This window comes from Frankia sp. Hr75.2 (assembly GCF_949319125.1).
GTDB classification, from domain to species: domain Bacteria; phylum Actinomycetota; class Actinomycetes; order Frankiales; family Frankiaceae; genus Parafrankia; species Parafrankia soli.
On the sequence record NZ_CASGGV010000309.1, the window covers coordinates 24,993 to 43,642 of the forward strand.

19 protein-coding genes are annotated in these 18,650 nt (G+C 69.6%); 11 read left to right on the forward strand and 8 right to left on the reverse strand.

The genetic code is table 11. The features are described 5' to 3' along the window. Nucleotides 1-20 precede the first annotated feature (20 nt). Nucleotides 21-1,391, forward strand: a complete 1,371-nt coding sequence (locus AC559T_RS26240; protein ID WP_112104770.1) for an MFS transporter — start codon at nt 21-23, stop codon at nt 1,389-1,391. Between the two features lie 21 nt (nt 1,392-1,412). Here AC559T_RS26240 and AC559T_RS26245 read toward each other — a convergent pair whose 3' ends face one another. Together AC559T_RS26245 and AC559T_RS26250 are read right to left on the reverse strand one after the other, a co-directional pair. Then, nucleotides 1,413-2,375, reverse strand: a complete 963-nt coding sequence (locus AC559T_RS26245) for an NAD(P)H-dependent amine dehydrogenase family protein (protein WP_498870428.1) — start codon at nt 2,373-2,375, stop codon at nt 1,413-1,415. A gap of 169 nt (nt 2,376-2,544) precedes the next feature. Next, complete coding sequence (locus AC559T_RS26250) at nt 2,545-3,066, reverse strand: MarR family winged helix-turn-helix transcriptional regulator (protein WP_112104762.1); 522 nt, start codon at nt 3,064-3,066, stop codon at nt 2,545-2,547. A 168-nt stretch (nt 3,067-3,234) separates the two neighbouring features. On the opposite strand from AC559T_RS26250, the gene AC559T_RS26255 reads away from it, so the two are divergent. Both AC559T_RS26255 and AC559T_RS26260 read left to right on the forward strand, forming a co-directional pair. Beyond that, nucleotides 3,235-3,657, forward strand: a complete 423-nt coding sequence (locus tag AC559T_RS26255; RefSeq protein WP_498870429.1) for a helix-turn-helix domain-containing protein — start codon at nt 3,235-3,237, stop codon at nt 3,655-3,657. Beyond that, on the forward strand, nt 3,654-4,526 hold the full coding sequence (locus AC559T_RS26260) for an alpha/beta fold hydrolase (protein ID WP_112104760.1): 873 nt from the start codon (nt 3,654-3,656) through the stop codon (nt 4,524-4,526). The genes AC559T_RS26255 and AC559T_RS26260 overlap by 4 nt, the downstream gene beginning before the upstream one ends. Here AC559T_RS26260 and AC559T_RS26265 read toward each other — a convergent pair. Then, nucleotides 4,519-4,731: a hypothetical protein gene (locus AC559T_RS26265; RefSeq protein ID WP_498870430.1), complete on the reverse strand. Its 213-nt coding sequence runs from the start codon at nt 4,729-4,731 to the stop codon at nt 4,519-4,521. The genes AC559T_RS26260 and AC559T_RS26265 overlap by 8 nt on opposite strands. 2,496 nt (nt 4,732-7,227) lie before the next feature. On the opposite strand from AC559T_RS26265, the gene AC559T_RS26270 reads away from it, so the two are divergent. Further along, a complete protein-coding gene (locus tag AC559T_RS26270) occupies nt 7,228-7,662 on the forward strand; it encodes a PH domain-containing protein (protein WP_235013594.1) in 435 nt (144 codons plus the stop codon). A gap of 224 nt (nt 7,663-7,886) precedes the next feature. Further along, nucleotides 7,887-8,744: an acyl-CoA thioesterase gene (locus AC559T_RS26275; RefSeq protein WP_071064666.1), complete on the forward strand. Its 858-nt coding sequence runs from the start codon at nt 7,887-7,889 to the stop codon at nt 8,742-8,744. A 28-nt stretch (nt 8,745-8,772) separates the two neighbouring features. On the opposite strand, the gene AC559T_RS26280 is transcribed toward AC559T_RS26275, so the two are convergent. The 4 genes from AC559T_RS26280 to AC559T_RS26295 all read right to left on the reverse strand — a co-directional run bounded on the left by AC559T_RS26280 (nt 8,773) and on the right by AC559T_RS26295 (nt 11,821). Further along, the gene (locus tag AC559T_RS26280; RefSeq protein ID WP_498870431.1) at nt 8,773-9,336 is read right to left on the reverse strand and encodes a dihydrofolate reductase family protein; all 564 of its coding nucleotides are present in this window, start codon (nt 9,334-9,336) and stop codon (nt 8,773-8,775) included. A gap of 269 nt (nt 9,337-9,605) precedes the next feature. Then, entirely contained in the window at nt 9,606-10,607 is a 1,002-nt protein-coding gene (locus AC559T_RS26285; RefSeq protein ID WP_112104755.1) for an NAD-dependent epimerase/dehydratase family protein, read from the reverse strand. 82 nt (nt 10,608-10,689) lie between these two features. After that, the gene (locus AC559T_RS26290; RefSeq protein ID WP_498870435.1) at nt 10,690-10,887 is read right to left on the reverse strand and encodes an HAD family hydrolase; all 198 of its coding nucleotides are present in this window, start codon (nt 10,885-10,887) and stop codon (nt 10,690-10,692) included. A 52-nt stretch (nt 10,888-10,939) separates the two neighbouring features. Further along, nucleotides 10,940-11,821: an SAM-dependent methyltransferase gene (locus AC559T_RS26295; protein ID WP_498870432.1), complete on the reverse strand. Its 882-nt coding sequence runs from the start codon at nt 11,819-11,821 to the stop codon at nt 10,940-10,942. A 331-nt stretch (nt 11,822-12,152) separates the two neighbouring features. Between AC559T_RS26295 and AC559T_RS26300 the strand changes: the two genes are divergently transcribed. The 5 genes from AC559T_RS26300 (at nt 12,153) to AC559T_RS26320 (ending at nt 16,637) form a co-directional block, all read left to right on the forward strand. Continuing rightward, complete coding sequence (locus tag AC559T_RS26300) at nt 12,153-12,587, forward strand: Fur family transcriptional regulator (protein ID WP_498870436.1); 435 nt, start codon at nt 12,153-12,155, stop codon at nt 12,585-12,587. An 84-nt stretch (nt 12,588-12,671) separates the two neighbouring features. Next, nucleotides 12,672-14,903 carry a catalase/peroxidase HPI gene (katG, locus tag AC559T_RS26305; RefSeq protein WP_498870433.1) on the forward strand — a complete coding sequence of 744 codons (2,232 nt, stop codon included), beginning with the start codon at nt 12,672-12,674 and terminating at the stop codon, nt 14,901-14,903. Nucleotides 14,904-15,028: 125 nt separating this feature from the next. Beyond that, entirely contained in the window at nt 15,029-15,490 is a 462-nt protein-coding gene (locus AC559T_RS26310) for an SRPBCC family protein (protein WP_248830015.1), read from the forward strand. After that, nucleotides 15,487-15,927 (forward strand): ArsR/SmtB family transcription factor, encoded by a 441-nt coding sequence (locus tag AC559T_RS26315; RefSeq protein ID WP_235013592.1) that lies wholly within the window; start codon nt 15,487-15,489, stop codon nt 15,925-15,927. The genes AC559T_RS26310 and AC559T_RS26315 overlap by 4 nt, the downstream gene beginning before the upstream one ends. Nucleotides 15,928-15,983: 56 nt before the next feature. Then, nucleotides 15,984-16,637: a DUF1361 domain-containing protein gene (locus AC559T_RS26320; protein WP_112104751.1), complete on the forward strand. Its 654-nt coding sequence runs from the start codon at nt 15,984-15,986 to the stop codon at nt 16,635-16,637. Between the two features lie 108 nt (nt 16,638-16,745). On the opposite strand, the gene AC559T_RS26325 is transcribed toward AC559T_RS26320, so the two are convergent. Continuing rightward, entirely contained in the window at nt 16,746-17,207 is a 462-nt protein-coding gene (locus tag AC559T_RS26325) for a DUF4190 domain-containing protein (protein ID WP_498870434.1), read from the reverse strand. A 337-nt stretch (nt 17,208-17,544) separates the two neighbouring features. On the opposite strand from AC559T_RS26325, the gene AC559T_RS26330 reads away from it, so the two are divergent. Continuing rightward, a complete protein-coding gene (locus AC559T_RS26330) occupies nt 17,545-18,579 on the forward strand; it encodes an NAD(P)H-dependent amine dehydrogenase family protein (RefSeq protein ID WP_112104749.1) in 1,035 nt (344 codons plus the stop codon). The last annotated feature ends 71 nt before the right edge of the window (nt 18,580-18,650 follow it).

The following is an 18,650-nucleotide window of genomic DNA, read 5'->3' on the forward strand; positions in this document are numbered from 1 at the left end:
GACCGCGGCCGGGTGCCGTCGTGGCGGTTCTGGCGTTCGCCGGGATCGTGGTCGCGTCGATGCAGAGCCTGGTGATCCCGCTGCTTCCCGAGCTGCCCGGGCTGGTGCACGCATCGGCGTCCGGGACGGTGTGGGCGATCACCGCGACGCTGCTCGCCTCCGCCGTCGCCACCCCGGTGGCGGGCCGGCTCGGGGACATGTACGGCAAGCGGCGCATGCTGCTGGCCAGCCTCGGCCTGCTGGTGGTCGGCTCGGCCGTCGCCGGGCTGTCCACCACCCTGATCCCGCTGGTCGTCGGGCGGACACTCCAGGGCCTGTCTGCCGGAGTCATCCCGCTGGGGATCAGCATCATGCGCGACGAGCTGCCACCCGAGCGCCTCGGTTCGGCGACCGCGACGATGAGCTCCTCGCTCGGCGTCGGCGGTGCGGTGGGACTGCCCACGGCGGCCCTGATCGCCGACCACGCCAGCTGGCACCTGCTGTTCTGGATCTCGGCGGGGCTGGGTGTCCTCGCCACGGCACTCGTGCTGCGGCTGGTCCCGGAATCCCAGGCCCGCACCGGCGGGCGCGTCGACCTGGTCGGCGCGGCCGGGCTGTCGACCGTGCTTGTGTGCCTGCTGCTGGCGATCTCCCAGGGGGCCGACTGGGGCTGGGCCAGCGGTCGCACCCTCGGCCTGTCCGTCGTGGGTGTCGCGGTCCTGGTGGCGTGGGGGCGCTGGGAGCTGCGCGCGCGGCAGCCGCTGGTCGACCTGCGCACCAGCGCGCGACGTCAGGTGCTGGTCACCAACCTCGCCTCGGTCATGTTCGGGGTGGCCACCATGCCGGTCCGGCTGGTGCAGCCCCAGGTACTGCAGCTGCCCACCGCCACCGGCTACGGACTGGGGAAGTCACTGCTGGTCACCGGCCTGGTCCTGACGCCCACGGGTCTGGTGATGATGGCCGTCTCCCCGCTGTCCGCGCGCATCTCCGCCGCCAGGGGGCCGAAGACGACCCTGATGGCCGGCGCCGTCGTGATCGCCGCCGGCTACGGCCTGGGTGTCGGGCTGATGTCCGCCATCTGGCAGCTCATGATGGTCACCACCGTCATCGGCGCCGGGATCGGGCTCGCCTACGGCGCCATGCCGGCGCTCATCATGGCGGCGGTCCCGATCTCCGAGACCGGCGCCGCCAACAGTCTCAACAGCCTCATGCGGACCGTCGGTGCCGCCATTGCCAGCGCGGTCGGGGGAGCCGTACTGGCCGGCATCACCATCACAGTCGCCGGCGCCACCGTCCCCGGGCAGAACGGCCTGCGGGTGGCCATGGTCATCGGCGGTGCCGCGGCCCTGCTCGCCCTGGCCATCACCACGTTCGTGCCCCGCCGCCGCCCGCCGGCCTCCGCCGACGCGTGACCCCGCCGCCAACGCCGGGGATCAGCCGAAACTGGGGATCAGCCGCAGGTCCGCGGTGGTGAGGATGCCCGGCGGTGCCGCGCACACCGCGGGCACGCTATTCACGGGGAGGTTGGCGTTGATACCGGGGGAGTACCAGCCGTAGCTCTCCGTCGCGAAGCGGAGGTCGAGGTCCATCGGAGCATCGCCCCGGACGGTGATGTGCCATCCGGTGTCAAGCACGTCCCAGGCCGGTTCCAGGTCCTTCGTCACGTACATGGTTCGTGAGTACTCGAGCAGCGGTTTCCCCTGGTGGTACCCGACGATCCGCTGCCGCCAGGCCCCGACCGTCCCGGCCCTGATCGTCATGACGCCGATCTCCACGGTGTTCACCGCCACCGCGACCTTCGACGTCGCCGTCAGGTCGTCGAGAGGGACCGACATCGCATCGGCGATCTGCCGCAGGGACGCCCCGTCGGTACTCGCCGTCCGGTCCGCGCCGTCCTTGAGGTCCGCGCCGTCCGGGTAGATCCCGAAGAACTTTCCGAGGAACTCCGGGGACCTGCGGGTCGAGAGGTCGGCGAACTGGTCGATCGTGAAGCGGTCGAGACGGCGCTCCATCAGTGTCAGCGCCAGCGGGAGGACCTCGGTGATGAACCCCGGGCATGATCCGGTGTCGTAGAGCGACGTGCCGCCCTGCTCGCACGCCTTCTCGATCCGGGCCCGGACCACCGGGTCCACGCTGCCGGGGTGGTGAAAGGTGGTGATGGTGGTCACGATGTTCGCGCCCGACGCCAGTAACCGGCACATGTCGTCGATCGACTCGTGATCGAGCAGCGGCATGTACATGACGCAGTCCGGCCGGGCGGCGAGGATCTCCTCGATGTCCCTGGTCGTGGTGATGCCGGTCGGTTCCACGCCGCATAACTCGCCGGCGTCACGGCCGACTTTCGCGTCCGAGTACACGTACACGCCGACGAGGTCGAACCTTGGGTGCTCGATCACGGATCGCAGTGAACTCATCCCGGTGTGGCCCGTGGCCCACTGCGCGACTCGATACCGACCTGTGTCCATGTCTCACCTCGTTGTTGTGATGTCCGTGGGTACGGTGCTTCGGTGGCCCGGAGTCTGCAGCCCGGGCTCCGGCTGGTGGACGGGCGATACTGCCTGGAAGTCAGGCGGGCAGGGCGTTTCCGGCCGCCTCGCTCGCCTCCTCGGCGGCGTGGGCGACGAAGTCGTCGACCAGCCGGTGGAGAAGAGTCCCGCAGTCGTGCAGCTCCCGCGGTGACCACTGCGCCAGGGCGGCCTGCACCGCGCGTCGGCTCGCTGCCCGGATCCGGTCCGCCGCCGCCCGTCCCGAGGGGGTGAGCTCGATGAGCTGTGCCCGTCGGTCGTCGGGGTCAGGGACGCGCGTGGCGAGGCCGGCCTTTTCGAGGAGATGCGCCTGCCGGGTGACGTGCGGGGCCTCCACCTGCAGGAGGGCCGCGAGCTCTCCCGGGCGCATGGCCCCGGACTCATCGAGCTGACGTAGGACGGCCATGGTGGCCCGATCCAGCGGCACCCCGGAAGCGATCTTCATCCGCTCGTGCCGTCTGGTCCGGGTGAGCAGATGTGCCATCCGGTTGACTGCTTGTTCAAGCTCGATCGTCTCCGGGGATACGGCCGAGTCGGTGATCACGGGTTGCTGCGCGGACATGCAGGCAGTGTAGTCAATTTACTTAACTTAATTAAGGAAATCCACGATTCGCCTTGCGGTGGCGGCCCTCGCTCCCGATGACCCAGCTCCGCTGGCTCGCATCTCTCGCTTCAAACTACTTTATCATTACCTAAACAAACGTTCTAATGGTCGTGTTAAGCTGCGTTTGTGGAGCGTCTCTACTCGGTTGATCAAGTTGCTGACCTGCTGGGCCTGCACGTGCGGACGGTGCGCGGATACGTGCGTGGCGGGCAGCTGAAGGCGGTGCGGATCGGCAAGCAGTACCGGATCGCGCATGAGGACCTCGAGGTCTTCACCGGCCGTTCGCTGTCGCCGCCCGCCCGGGAGACGGTCGCACGTGAGCGGCACGTCGGGGTGTCGAGCATCGTCGAGGTCGAGGCGATCAGCCCCGACACGGCGAGCCGGGTGAGCACCCTGCTCACCGCCGCGACCGCCCATCGGCGCGACGCACCCGTGCGGATCGAGACGGTCTACGACGAGGAACGGGCGCGCATGAAGATCATTATTCTGGCTGGGATCGACGACACCGTGTGGCTGCTGGAGCACGTCAAGGCGGTCCTCGAGTCATGACCGCCATCTACCGGACCCAGGCGGGCGGGAACGAGGTCCGGCGGCGCTACGCCGAGATCCTCAGCGGCTGGCCGGTGCCGGCCGAGCACCTGCGCCTCCCGACGCGAGAAGGGGAGACATTCGTCGTGGCGTCCGGTGCTCCGGGCTCGCCGCCCCTTCTGCTGCTGCACGGCTCGGGCACCAACGCGGCGATGTGGATGAGTGACATCCCGGCATGGGCGGAGCACTTCCGCGTCCACGCGGTCGACCTGATCGGCGAGCCGGGCCTGAGTGAGCCCAGACGTCCCCCGCTGAGTTCGGAGGCCTGTGCGCTGTGGCTGGACGACGTGCTCGGGGCGCTGGGGATCACACGTACAGCCGTCGTCGGAGCGTCGCTCGGCGGGTGGCTGGCGCTGGACTACGCGACGCGACGGCCGGATCGGGTGGAGCGTCTGGTCGCCATGTGCCCCGGGGGCCTCGGCAGGCAGAAGGTGGGCTGGGTGCCCAAGGCGATCATGCTGCGCCCCTTCGGGGAGTGGGGCCTGCGAAAGACGCTGCAAACGGTAGCCGGCTTCGACTTCACGGCGATCCAGACCGCCAGCGGCCTGGACGCGTCGCGTACCCAGGAGTTCCTCGACTACATGGTATTGACCCACCGCCATTTCAGGCCCCGCACCGAGCGCCTGCCCCTGTTCTCCGACGACGCCCTGCGTCACCTGACCATGCCGACGCTCGTGATCGTCGGCGAGCGCGACGCGATGCTCGACTCCCATGAGACTGCCCAGCGAGTGACTCGCACCATCCCGCACGCCATCGCCACGGTTCTCCCCGGCGTGGCACACAGCATCACCGGCCAGACCCAGCCCATCCTCGATTTCCTGCTCAGCTGATCCCGCGCTCCGCATTGATCTCCCCTCGACGGCGAAGGCCCGACCGGCTCCCCCGGGAAATCCAGGGCGCATGTGGTCGGGGACAGTCGATCTCGCAGGTGTTCGCGAACTCGGCGGCGTTGACGGCGGCGTCGTAGAGCCCGTCCTCGAAGGAGCACCGGTGGATGGTGACCGGCTCCCCGGTCGGGCTGAGCTCGCGGAGCACGTCGCCTCCGGCCCGCCTAGGTCGATCATCACCTCGCAGCGTCCTTCCTCCTGGTCTGTATTTCCGGAAGTCCGGGTTTCGGTGGATTCCACTGCGATTTTCTGGAAACCACCATACTGGCGCCATTCAGTGAATCCGCCTATCTGTACGCAACTCGCCACCGACGGGCGGGAACGGTTCCTGGGGCAGATTCCGGAATGATCGGCGACAAGCTGGTTGGGTAAGGGTCCCGAACCGAACGGATTCTTCCTGGTCGACATCGACTCGTGGTTCAGCTGCGCCCACACCCGGGGCCGGACTGGATGAACCTCGGTGGGTCCGTCGGGGTCATCCTCGTCACGCACGCGGTCCCAGGCATTGAGCCGTCTGACGGGGCGTCGGCGATCTGGGCGGAGGCCGGGGCGGCGAGCAACAGCATGAGCGCGGCCGTGGCGGTCACACCAGCCCGGGCGGCTCCGGCTGGAGCTCCGACCTCATCGGGGCCCGCACGGAAGGCCGGCTGCCATCGTGGAATCGCGGTCCGCCGCCTGTGTCCCATCACGCTCGTCCGCCCCCTCCGCTGCGTGTCCGTAGGCTTTGTGTGTACCCGTCCTGCGGCTGCGACACTCCGATGTCGAGCGGGTGCGGACGGTGCTGGTGACTTGAGGGTCACCTTATGATCATTAGTCCCGGTCTGGGTCTCGCGGCGGTCTCGACCGCCGCGCCCGGACCGCCGTGCCGCACCCACCCGCTCACTACGCCGGGGTGGGTAGTCGCCGTCCGGCGTGGGCCCTGTCCAGCCTCGGGTAGGGCCTACAGACACCCTGCCCCGGCGACCCGAGGACACCGGCCCCGGACCGGCGCCTCCGCGCGACAGCCACCAGGATCGTCACGCCACGGCGACACAACCAACCGGCGGAACGCGGCTCCGGATAATCCACCAGCCCGCCATACAGGCCAGGCGAAAGATGCGAGCCGGCGGCGCTTTCGGCCGCACCGAGGGCTGGTGCGGTGGATGGCCAGGATGATATTCGATAGATCTTTTCTCATTCCATCGACATTCTTTCTGCATCTGGCGGGGATACTGGCGGCCGGGCCATGCATCGCCCGTCCTCCATCTGATGGTGAAGCGCAGGTCGCCGTTGAGCGGTCCGAGCCTAGTAGCGCAGTTACCTCGACGGCCCTGCCAGAAAATGAGCAGAGGAGTGTCATGACTCTCAACAAGAGCCGCGTTTATGCAATGCTAGCCACGGTTCCGGCGGCTGTGACCTTCGCCTTCGCAGCGCCCGCCTCTGCTCAGACCGCGGTTGGTGGGCCGACCGTGGGTGGTACGACCGTGGCTGGTGGTGCCGGTACGGCGGTTGGCGGGCCGACTGTGGGTGGTACGACGGTCGCCGGCGGCGCTGGTGCCGGTACCGCGGTTGGTGGGCCGACTGTGGGTGGCACGACCGTGGCTGGTGGTGCCGGTACGGCGGTTGGCGGGCCGACTGTGGGTGGTACGACGGTCGCCGGCGGCGCTGGTGCCGGTACCGCGGTTGGTGGGCCGACCGTGGGTGGTACGACCGTGGCTGGTGGCGCCGGTACCGCGGTTGGTGCGCCGACCGTGGGTGGTACGACCGTCGCTGGTCGGGGCATCGGCATCCCGATCGGTGTCATAGCGGTTGGTGGGCCGACTGTGGGTGGTACGACCGTGGCTGGTGGCGCCGGTACCGCGGTTGGTGCGCCGACTGTGGGTGGTACGACCGTGGCTGGTGGCGCCGGTACCGCGGTTGGTGCGCCGACCGTGGGTGGTACGACCGTCGCTGGTCGGGGCATCGGCATCCCGATCGGTGTCATAGCGGTTGGTGCGCCGACCGTGGGTGGTACGACCGTGGCTGGTGGCGCCGGTACCGCGGTTGGTGGGCCGACTGTGGGTGGTACGACCGTGGCTGGTGGTGCCGGTACGGCGGTTGGTGGGCCGACCGTGGGTGGTACGACCGTGGCTGGTGGTGCCGGTACGGCGGTTGGTGGGCCGACCGTGGGTGGTACGACGGTCGCCGGTGGCGCCGGTGGCGGTGGTACAGCGGTTGGTGGGCCGACTGTGGGTGGTACGACCGTGGCCGATGGCGGCGGTACGGCGGTTGGTGGGCCGACTGTGGGTGGTACGACCGTCGCCGGCTGAAAATCGCGTGGATGATTGAGACCGCGCTGACCAACGGCCCTCCCTTCGCCTCTGCCGGCGTCAAGCAGGCAGCGGGCGGGGGGAGGGCCCGTCGGCGTGAGGCGGGCTCGGCATCAGCCGTCGGGTGCCCCTGATAGACGCCGCGCGCCGACGATTCTCGCGGCCAACGTCGATCTTCTGGGGACTGGTGAAGAAGTCGAACTGAAAACCGATCCCTGTCAGGGTTGCCGCGCAGCTAAACATGCGACCGTACGTCGAGGGAAACCCGGGGGGTCGGCGTGCGGAACTATAGATACCTGGCTGCGAATGAGCAGACAATTGTTCAGATTCGACTGCACTGGGTGGTAATTGCCCGGTTGGTTCTCGGCACGGCGGCCATCCTCGTCGGTGTCCTGGCCCTCTCCATCTACTCGAGGGCCCATGGCGCGGGTGCCGGTTTCCTGCTCACGCTGCTGTGGTGGGTCGCGCTGGCCGCGGTCGTACGACTGCTGTGGCGCCTGCTCGACTGGCACCGCACCAACCTGCTGATCACGAGCTCGCGGATGATCAAAGTGTCCGGGATCATCTCCTTGCGGGTCCAGAGCATCCCGCTGTCGAAGATCACGGATATCTCGTACACCCTGGATCCCAACGGCCGGGTGCTTGGCTACGGCAAGTTCGCGATGGAGACCGAAGGGGACCACGCGAGCGAGCTGGAGAAAATCGATCACGTTCCCCGGCCCGACCGGTTCTACCTGCTGCTCTGCAACAGCATTTTCGGGGGTTCCCCCGAGCCGGCCGCGGGCGACTGACCGTCCGGCCATCGGCTCCTGTCGGCCCCGGGCCCGGGGTGGAATCGGCGGCAGGCGGCACGGAGCACGGCGTAGCCTCGCACGGTGTCCCTGATCCCGCCGTTTCGGCTGGTGGCAGCCCTGCCCGCGAACCCGGCCGTCGAGCGGCGCACCGCCGTGACGCCGGTGAGCCGCGCGCCGCGCCGGTGTGCGACGTCCGACCTGGTGTCTGGCGGCGGACGTCGATGACCGAACGCAAGCCCGACTTCGCGGACCTGCTGATGTTGGAGTCCGTGGACCGCGACATCTTCCGTGGTCTGTGCCATGACGGCGCGCCGATGCGCGCGTTCGGCGGGCAGGTCGCGGCGCAGGCCCAGGTGGCCGCCGGCCGGACCGTCGAGCCCGACCGGCGGATGCATTCGCTGCACGGCTATTTCCTCCGCCCCGGCCGCACCGACGCACCAATCGTGTACCTCGTCGAGCGCATCCGGGACGGTCGGTCGTTCACCACCCGCCGCGTCAGCGCCGTGCAGGACGGGGAGACCATCTTCTCGATGTCCGCGTCGTTCCAGCGGCCACGCGACGCCGACGAGACGCACCAGCGAGAGGCCCCGGATGTGCCCGAACCCGAGACGTTGCGGCGGTGGTGGGGGCCGATCGACGAAGCCCCCGAATACCGACCGTTTCTCCTGATCGACATCCGCTCGACGACCGGTGTCCCCGGGAGGGCCGCGACCCCACCGATCGCCGCGGCGCCCGGCCCGGCCGACGGGATGCCGCGGCAGAACGTCTGGGTACGGGTCGACCAGGTGCTGCCGGACGATCCGCTGCTGCACGTCTGCGCGCTGACCTACCTGTCCGACCTGACCCTGGCCAGTACCGCGAACCTGCCCTATATGGCTCTTCCGGGGCGGCTCGACATCGTCTCCCTCGACCACGCGATGTGGTTCCACCGGCCGTTCCGAGCGGACGACTGGCTGCTGTTCGCGCAGGACAGCCCGAGCGCCGACAGCGGGAGAGGCCTCTCCCGGGGCATGTTCTTCACCCGGGACGGCCTGCTCGTCGCCTCCGCGATCCAGGAGGTCGGCCTGTTCCGCCGCTGAGGCCCGCCCGCCGCCGGTGGGCGCCGGGTCAGCGGACGACCTCGAACACCTGCTTCTGGACACCGTTCGGGTAGGCGTCGCATTCGACCAGTTTCAGCATGGTCTTGTCCTTGTCGGCCTCGCTGAACAGCCGCTTTCCCGCGCCGAGCAGCACCGGGAACACCAACAGGTGGTAACGGTCGACCAGCCCGGCGTCGGCGAGGCTCTTTCCCAGCGTCGCGCTGCCGTGCACCGCGATCGGGCCGCCCTCGGTCTCCTTCAGCTTCGCGACGTCGTCGACGGAACGCAGGATCGTCGCCGGCCACCGCGAGTCGTCCTCGGTGAGCGTGCTGGACACGACGTACCGCGGCATCGCGTTGTAGCCGGCGAAGTCGTCCATCGTCGGCCAGACCGGGGCGAAGGCCTCGTAGCTGGTCCGTCCCAGGAGCAGTGCCGTGGTCTCCTCCTGCTCCCGGCCCTTGATCTCGTAGGCGGCGGGGTCGAAGTCGATGTCCTTGAAGGTCCAGCCGGTGTTGCGGTACCCCGCCTCCCCGCCCGGCGCTTCCATGACTCCGTCGACGGACACGAAAGCGGTCACGATCAGTGTGCGCATCCTGAACTCTCCTCAGCCATGTCGTGGACGTCCCGCTCCGCCTCGCTCGCGGCCGTGCCGTCCACCCCGGTGTGTGCTCTGGTTGGACCGACCCAGCGCACGGAACTCATCGGTGCCGAGCCACAGCATGACGACGGGCGCCCGGGACAACTCCGTCCCGTGGCCGTGGCGGGCGGACCCAGGTTCCCGCAGCCCGCTTTGGACGGAGCCGCACCCGCAACCTCGCCTTCGCTCCCGGAACGCGCCAGACCGGGGCCTACCCCCTACCGTCAGCGGCCGGTCTGGTGCTGTTGCTCGAGGTAGAACTTCGCGGCCGCGCGGACGGCATCCGGTGTCGGGGACGGATCCCAGCCGAGTTCCCGGGTGGCCTTACTGTGGTCGAGCGGCGGCATGAAGTGCATGAGCCGGGTGCTGACGCTGTTCATCACGACGTCGCGGCGCAGCACACGCCCCGCCACGTCACCGAGGCGGCCTACAGCCTTCATCACGGTGAGCGGGATCCCGAAGCGCGGCGGTTTCGCCCCACCGGCCTCGGCCGCCGTCGTGACCAGTTCCTTCCAGGTCATGTAACGCTCGCTGATGATGTACCGCTCGCCGACGCGGCCCTTCTCCGCGGCCAGCAGGAACGCGCGGGCGGCGTCGGAGATGCCGACGACCTCCATCGCCGCATTGCCGAAGTAGAACGGCAGCCTGCCCTTCGCGGCGTCGGACACCATGCGGCCGTGCGGGGAGCCGTGGTCGGGCGCTCCGTAGGTCGTCGACACGCACATGACGATCCCCGGCAGCCCGTGCTCACGGCAGTAGCGCAGGACGAGGTTCTCGGCGGCGACGCGCGCCTGGATGTACGGCCCACCCAGGTGCTCCCAGGTGTGCGGAACGCTCTCGTCGGCCGGGCGGCCGTCCGGCGAGAGGCCGATCGTGCCGACGGTGCTGCAGAACACGAAGCGCCGCACCTGGGCTTCGAGCGCCGCGTCCAGTGCGTGCCGCAGGCCGTCGACGTTCGTCGCGAACAGCGGCGCCGGATCGCGCAACCAGGCCCGGGTGTCGACGACGCAGTAGTACACGGTGTCGACGCCGTGCATCGCCTCGCGGATCGCCGCGTCGTCGACCAGCTCGCCATAGCAACGTTGCACCGGTAAGTCGTCGAAAGCCCGCGTGGAGCTGGATCGGCGAATCCACACGCGGACGTCGTCGCCGCGCTCCGCGAGCTGCCGTGTGACGTGCGAACCGAGGAAACCGCTCGCTCCCATGACCAGGTGTGTGCCGACCATGAAATGACCACCCTTCCGCATTCCTCGGGCCCATTTCCCCTGCGCCCATTGCCTTCCCTGGGCCCATTGTCGCCGCGGCGCGCTACCAGCGCGCCTGTTGCAGCAGCGGGAGCGCTTCGGTGAGGGCACCGACCTCCGCGATCGAGGTCAGGTCGGCGGGGCGGGGCCGTCCTGACCGGTTGACCCAGATGGTGGGGATGCCCAGCGTGTGGGCGCCGGCGACGTCGGAGGTCAGCGAGTCGCCGATGTGGAGCACGGCGTCGGGGGGCAGCCCGAGCAGCCGCGTCGGGCTGCGTGAATCCGGCGCGGCTGTGTCTCGGTCGACGAGCGCGTCAGGCCGGCCTGTGGCCGATGCCGACCCGGATCACGGTGGATTCGGGCTCGTTCGCCCGCCACTGCGTCGCGAGGACGACGCCGGGGTCGAGGAGCTCCCAGCCGTCGAAGAACCGGGTGATCTGATCCGCTGTCCGCGCGTGGAAACTGCCGGTGGACGCCTCCCGCATCAGGGCGTACGCCGCCGCCAGATCCTCGGCCGGTACGTCGCCGGACGGTGCGTCGGTCGCGGGGATCGGATGGGTGAGGACGAAGTAGCTGCCGGGGGGCATCGCATCCGTCAGGGTGCGCACGATGGCGTACGGATCGTCCTCGTCGGGAATGCAGTGCATGACCGCGATGAGCATCAGGGCGATCGGCTGGGTGAAGTCGAGGGTCTCGGCGGCCTTGGCGAGGATCTCGGCCGGCTGGCGGACATCGCCGTGCACGTAGGCCGTGCGGCCCTCGGGGCTGCTGGTGAGCAGCGCTCGGGCGTGCGCGAGCACGATCGGGTCGTTGTCGGCGTAGACGATCCGGGAGTCCGGAGCGGCGCGCTGGGCCACCTCGTGGGTGTTGTCGGCCGCGGGCAGGCCCGTGCCGATGTCGAGGAACTGGCGGATGCCGTGCTCGGTGGCGAGCAGGTTCACGGCGCGGCGCAGGAAAGAGCGGTTTGCGCGGACGCTCTCGGTGACCGTGGGCATCGCGGCCATGACCGCCTCCGCCACTTTCCGGTCGGCCGCGAAGTTGTTCTTCCCGCCGAGCCAGTGGTCGTAGACCCGGGCGATGTGGGCGACGTCGGTGCGCAGGTCGACCGGCTCACCGTTGAAGCCCTGGACCGTGTCGCTGGTCGTGACCGACTTGAAGTCCCACGACCTGTCTCCGGGGAAACCGCTCTTGGCCAATTACTCTCGGTCCTTCCAGCATCCGTCGGGGCATCGCGCTGGACACCGCTGATCGGTACTCCGGGCGGGGACGGTGGCGTCAGACAGCCGAATACTACGCATTCGAGACGAACTGTGGCGCATCGTGGCATCTGGTGGCTCGGGTCACCGCAAACGCCCAGCTCAGAGGCTCGCGCACCTGCTTCGAGCCCACGGCGCCGGGGCCAGGGTCCTGTAGCGGGGAGCATATCGGGAACTTGGAGTGGTGCCCTGGTTACTTTCTGGTTTTCTTGACTGGTTCCAGAAAACGGGTGACCATGTGGTGGTGGCCACGGCGGAGGAGTTCCAGCGGATGTTGCGCGGGGCCGAGTTGCGCGTCACCCGTCCGCGGGTGGCGGTGCTGACGGCGGTCTACGCGCATCCGCACGCGGACACCGACTCGATCGTCGGTTCCGTGCGCGAGGAGCTTCCTGAGGTGTCCCACCAGGCGGTGTACGACTCGCTGCGGGTTCTCGCGACGGCCGGCCTGATCCGGCGTATCCAGCCGGCCGGCTCGGTGGCCCGTTACGAGTCGCGGGTGGGGGACAACCACCATCACGTCGTGTGCCGGTCCTGCCGTGCCATCGCCGATGTCGACTGCGCGGTCGGCTCGGCGCCCTGCCTGGCCGCGTCCGACGACCGCGGCTTCTCGATAGACGAGGCCGAGGTCTTCTACTGGGGCCGGTGCCCCGACTGCTCCCCACCGGCGACGCCTGACCGCCCCCGAGTCGCCCCTGACCGCACCTGACTCCTTCCGATCCGTCCAGACCGTTCCTGATCCGTCCCTGTCCGCTTTCGATCCGCTGCTGATCCGCCAACGACGGAGGATCCTGTGTCCGAGAATCACGAGACAGTTGTTTCCGAACTGAACGAGGAAAGCGGTGGCGGCTGCCCGGTCGCGCATGAGCGGGCCCCGCATCCCACCCAGGGCGGCGGGAACCGCGGCTGGTGGCCGAACCGGCTCAACCTGAAGATCCTCGCCAAGAATCCCGCGGTGGCCAATCCGCTCGGTGAGGAGTTCGACTACGCCGCGGCGTTCCGGACGCTCGACCTCCCCGCCGTCAAGCGGGACATCGCGCAGGTGCTGACGACGTCGCAGGACTGGTGGCCGGCCGACTACGGTCACTACGGCCCGTTCATGATCAGGATGGCGTGGCACAGCGCGGGTACCTACCGCATCAGCGACGGCCGTGGCGGCGGCGGCGCCGGGCAGCAGCGTTTCGCGCCGCTCAACAGCTGGCCGGACAACGGGAACCTGGACAAGGCGCGCCGCCTGCTGTGGCCGGTGAAGAAGAAGTACGGCCAGGCGCTCTCCTGGGCAGACCTGATGATTCTCGCCGGCAACGTCGCCCTGGAATCGATGGGTTTCACGACCTTCGGCTTCGCCGGTGGCCGCGAGGACGTCTGGGAGCCGGACGAGGACGTCTACTGGGGTCCGGAGACCACCTGGCTCGGCGACGAGCGCTACACCGGTGACCGGGAGCTCGAGAATCCGCTCGGGGCGGTCCAGATGGGCCTCATCTACGTCAACCCGGAGGGCCCGAACGGCACCCCGGACCCGCTGGCCGCGGCCCGCGACATCCGCGAGACGTTCCGCCGCATGGCGATGGACGACGAGGAGACGGTGGCGCTCATCGCCGGCGGCCACACGTTCGGCAAGACCCACGGCGCGGGCGACCCGGACAACGTCGGCCTGGAGCCCGAAGGTGCCCCCCTCGAGGCGCAGGGCCTCGGCTGGAAGAACGCCTTCGGTACCGGCAAGGGCGCGGACGCGATCACCAGCGGGCTCGAGGGCGCCTGGACTCCCACCCCGGTGAGCTGGGACAACAGCTTCTTCGAGACGCTTTTCGGCTACGAGTGGGCGCTGACGAAGAGCCCGGCCGGGGCCTACCAGTGGAAGCCGAAGGACGGCGCCGGCACCGGCACCGTCCCCGATGCCCACGACGCGGCGAAGAGCCACGCCCCGACGATGCTGACGACCGACCTCGCCCTGCGGTTCGACCCGGTGTACGAGTCGATCTCCCGGCGGTTCCTGGAGCACCCGGACGAGCTCGCGGACGCGTTCGCCCGGGCGTGGTTCAAGCTGACCCACCGCGACATGGGACCGGTCGCGCGCTACCTCGGCCCGGAGGTCCCGGCCGAGACGCTGCTGTGGCAGGACCCGGTGCCGGCGGTGGACCACGAGCTCGTCGACGCCGCGGACGTCGCCGCGCTGAAGGCCCGGGTCCTCGCGTCGGGCCTGTCGGTCTCCGAGCTGGTCGCGACCGCGTGGGCGTCGGCCTCGACGTTCCGTGGCGGTGACAAGCGCGGCGGTGCCAACGGCGCGCGCATCCGCCTTGAGCCGCAGCGCGGCTGGGAGGTCAACGAGCCGGACCGGCTGGCGGCGGTGCTGGGGACGCTGACCGGCATCCAGGAGGAGTTCAACGCCGCCCGGACCGACGGCAGGCGGGTCTCGCTCGCCGACCTGATCGTGCTCGCCGGTGGTGCCGCCGTCGAGCAGGCCGCCCGCGGCGCCGGGTTCGACGTCGAGGTCCCGTTCACGCCGGGACGGACCGACGCGTCCCAGGAACTGACCGACGTCGAGTCGTTCGCGGCGCTCGAACCGGCCGCCGACGGGTTCCGTAACTACCTCGGGAAGGGCCAGCGCCTGCCGGCCGAGTACCTGCTGCTCGACCGGGCGAACCTGCTGACCCTGAGCGCCCCCGAGCTGACGGTCCTTGTCGGTGGCCTGCGGGTGCTGGGGGCGAACTTCCGGCAGTCACCGCTGGGGGTCCTCACCGCGACGCCCGGGGTGCTGACCAACGACTTCTTCGCCAACCTGCTCGACCTGGGCACGACGTGGCGCCCGAGCGGCGAGGACGACAACGTCTTCGAGGGCCGCGACGCCGCCACGGGCGAGCTGACCTGGACCGGCAGCCGCGTCGACCTCGTCTTCGGCTCGAACTCCGAGCTGCGTGCGCTCGCGGAGGTGTACGCGAGCGACGACGCGCGGGAGAAGTTCGTACGCGACTTCGTCGCGGCCTGGGTCAAGGTGATGAACCTCGACCGCTACGACCTCGCCTGATCCCACCGCCTGGGTGGCCCCGCCGGGCCACCCAGGCGGCCGTCGAGGCGAGAAGCAACCGATGGTTGCTGGATGTCGCCCTGCCGGGTAACCTGACGAGCAACCAAACGTTGCAGGAGGATGTCATGGAACTCGGCACAATCGAGCGGGAGATCTACGTCGAGGCGGCGCCCGAGATCGTCTTCGAGGTGGTGAGCAGCCCCGATCACCTCAGGCAGTGGTGGCCGGACGACGCCCGCTACGAGCCGACGCCCGGCTCGACGGGGCAGATCGTCTTCGGTGACTGCAATGCCGGCGGGACGGCGGTGGCGTTCACCGTCGTCGACGCCCGACCGCCGCGGACGTTCTCGTTCCGCTGGACGCACCCGGCCGGCGAGGCCGCGGTGGAGGGCAACTCGCTTCTGGTCACCTTCGAGCTGACCCCGTCGGGCGCCGGGACGGTGCTCCGGATGACCGAGACCGGTTTCCGCGAGATGGGCTGGGAGGTCGCCGTCCTCGAGCAGCAGTACCAGGAGCACGTCACCGGCTGGGACTTCTACCTGCCGCGGCTCGCGCCGTACGTCGCGACGCTTCAGCTGCGGCCATGAGAACCGCCGTGGCCGAGAACGTCGACGACGACCTCTGGTCCGCGATCGGGGACCCGACCCGGCGCCGGATGCTCGACCTGCTGCTCAGCGAGGGCCACGGCACCGCGACCACGCTGAGCCAGCGGCTGCCGGTCACCCGCCAGGCGGTGGCCAAGCACCTCGTCGTCCTCGACCGGGTCGGCCTCGTCCACGCGACCCCGGCAGGCCGGGAGAAGCAGTATCGGGTGGACGGCGCCCAGCTCGCCCGCGCGGTGGCCCAGCTGTCGTCCGTCGGGTCGGCGTGGGACGCCCGACTACAGCGGATCAGGCACATCGCCGAGTCGATCCAGCGCACCCAACGCGCCGTCGTCTTCGAGGATCATGAGGACGGCCCTGCTCACCAGGCAGGGGACATGCTCCGTCCGGGCCATGCCAGGGAGGAGAACGAGCACCGGTAGCCCGCGGCGGCCGTGAAAGCGGCCGCTCGGGTGCGCCTGATACGCACAATGCAACCATGGGTGTGCTGGAAGTGGTGGCGCCGAGTCTGACTGAGGTCGTCCGCGGCAACGCGCGGTGGATGATGTGGAACACCCTGCTGGCCTGGGCTCCGGTCGTCCTGGCCTGCGGACTGTTCCTGGGTGGCGCCGACCGGCATCCGCCGCGTTCGCCCCTGTGGTGGGCCGGGCTCGTGCTGTTCGCGCTGTTCCTGCCCAACGCCCCGTACGTTGTGACCGACCTCGTCCATCTACGGGACGATGTGTTGGTGGCGGGCGGCGACGGTCCCGTGGTGACCGCGGTGCTGCCTGTCTACGCGGTGTTCATCGGGTCGGGTTTCCTCGCCTATTACCTGTCACTGGCCGGCCTGCGCCGGTATCTCGGCCGCGTAGGCCGGGCGGAGTGGCAAGGCCGGGTCACCGTGGCGGCACACGCCCTGTGCGCCGTCGGGATCTTCCTGGGGCGGTGGGCCCGGCTGAACAGCTGGGAACCGGTCGTCGACCCGCACGGCACGTTCGAGCGGATCGTCCTCCAGTTGTCCTGGAGCTGGGCGCCGATCCTGATCCTGGCCACCTTTCTGGTGGTCTGGATCGGCCATTTCGTGACGAGGGCGGTGGCCGGAGCCGCCTGGGACGCCGCCCTGCGCGGAGCCCGCCTGCTGCGCGTCCTGTGACCTGTCGGCTGGCGAGACGACGACGCCCGGGCCGGGTGAATCCGGCTCGGGCGTCGTCGATTGTCAGGAGGCGGACCGCCGCGTCGCGCAGGGGGAGGCGGCCGTGTATCACGCGTACAGCATTATCCCGATCACGAGACCGATCGCCGTCCCGGCGATCGCCACGATTGTCGCCGCCTTCCCCCGGCTGCTTCGCCTGCTCCAGGCCACCGCGCCGCAGACGATGCCGGCCACTCCGGCGACCGGGAACAGCACACCGACCGCGCCCAGGACGAATCCCAGGATCCACAGCGTGCGGACACCAGAGGTTTCACCAGCCGGGCCGGGGCCGTGCGGGTACGGCGGGCGGCCGAACTGCGCCTGCGTCTGTCCGTTTTCCGGATACGGCAGATAACCGCTCTGGTCAGCCGATGGCTGCGGGTACGCACCCTGCGGGGCAGCCTGGCCAGTGGCATTGTGCCCGGCCCGCGGCGTGGGGTTCCGACCGGCCTCCGGCATTGGCGGCGCGTAGGGGCTGTCGCCTGTGACCTGGGGATTCCCGGTGTTGTGGACCGTTGTCGGCCTCGTCATCACGACTCCGTTCTCTCCACGGTTTCTGCTGGCGTCGGGCCGGTGCGGCCGGACCTGAAACAGCTCCTACCCGGTTTACCGCCGGACTCACCCACGACATCGCATTCGGAAGGACACCGCCGAGAGCAGCCGGATCTCCCTGGGTGCGCTGCGGGTGCGGGCGGAGCGCGACGGTCGGATGTCGTCACGCCTGCCGCATGGCCCGCGGCCCTGGCGTGGACGACCCGGCATGCCGTGATCGTGCCGCTCGGCCACGTTCGGCGCAGGGCCTGTTCTGACACCATGAGGGCCGGTGTTCCCGCCGCAGCCTGGCACCCTTCGAGAAGGAGGCGACCGAATGGTCAACCCGTCGCGCCCCGTACGTGTCGTTCAGTGGTGCACCGGTCGTATCGGCCAGATCTCCATTCGTCATTTCGCGGCCAACTCCGCGTTCGAGCTGGTCGGTGTCTACACGACTTCCGCGGCAAAGGACGGTGCGGACGCGGGCGATCTCGCCGGGATCGCCCCGCTCGGCGTCACAGCGACCACGGACAAGGGGAAGCTCCTCGCCATCGACGCCGACTGCGTGCACTACGCGCCGTTACGGCCCGACCTTGACGACCTCGAGGCCCTCCTGCGTTCCGGGAAGAACGTCGTCACACCGCTGGGCTTCACGTTCCCGCGGCCGGACGACGAGCAGACGATCCGGCTACAGGCGGCCTGCCGGGCGGGCGGGACCAGCTTCCACGCCGGTGGCATCCACCCGGGTTTCGTCGGTGACATCTTCGCGCTCGTCGGTTCCCGGCTGCACAGCCGCCTCGACCAGGTGGTCGTGACCGAGGTGGTCGACTTCAGCGGCGCGCCGGCGAGCGAGATGCTCACAGCCTTCGGGTTCGGGCGGGACCCGGACGAGGCCCATCGGACGCACCGGCTCGCCCTGGACGCGTACAGCCAGTCCATCGGCCTGCTGGCCGCAGGCCTCGGCCTTACGGTCGACCGGTACGAGTGTGGCCTCACGGTTGCCGTCAGCGACGAGGACCTCGTCGTCGCCTCGGGGGTCATCCCGACCGGCAAGGTGGCGGGAATGTGCCGGCGCTGGGAAGCGGTCGTCGACGGGCGTTCCGCGATCGTCTTCCAATCGAAGTGGAAGATGGCGGACGATCTCACTCCGGAGATCGTGAACGGCGCGAGTCGGTACATCGTCGAGTTCTTCGGCGAGCCGGCCACCACGTTCACGATCGAAGCGAATCCGTCCGGCGGCTCGGCCCATCCCGGCCAGACCTGGACCGCGATGTCAGTCGTCAACATGATCCACGACGTCGTCGCGGCCCCACCCGGCATTCAGACGCACCTTGACCTTCCGCTGGGAAGATCGCGCGGCCTGTTCCACTGACAGCTGCCCACCCTGGCGACGAGCCCCGTTCCGGGGCCGTCGCCAGGCGACGGGGGCGTGGGCCGCCACCC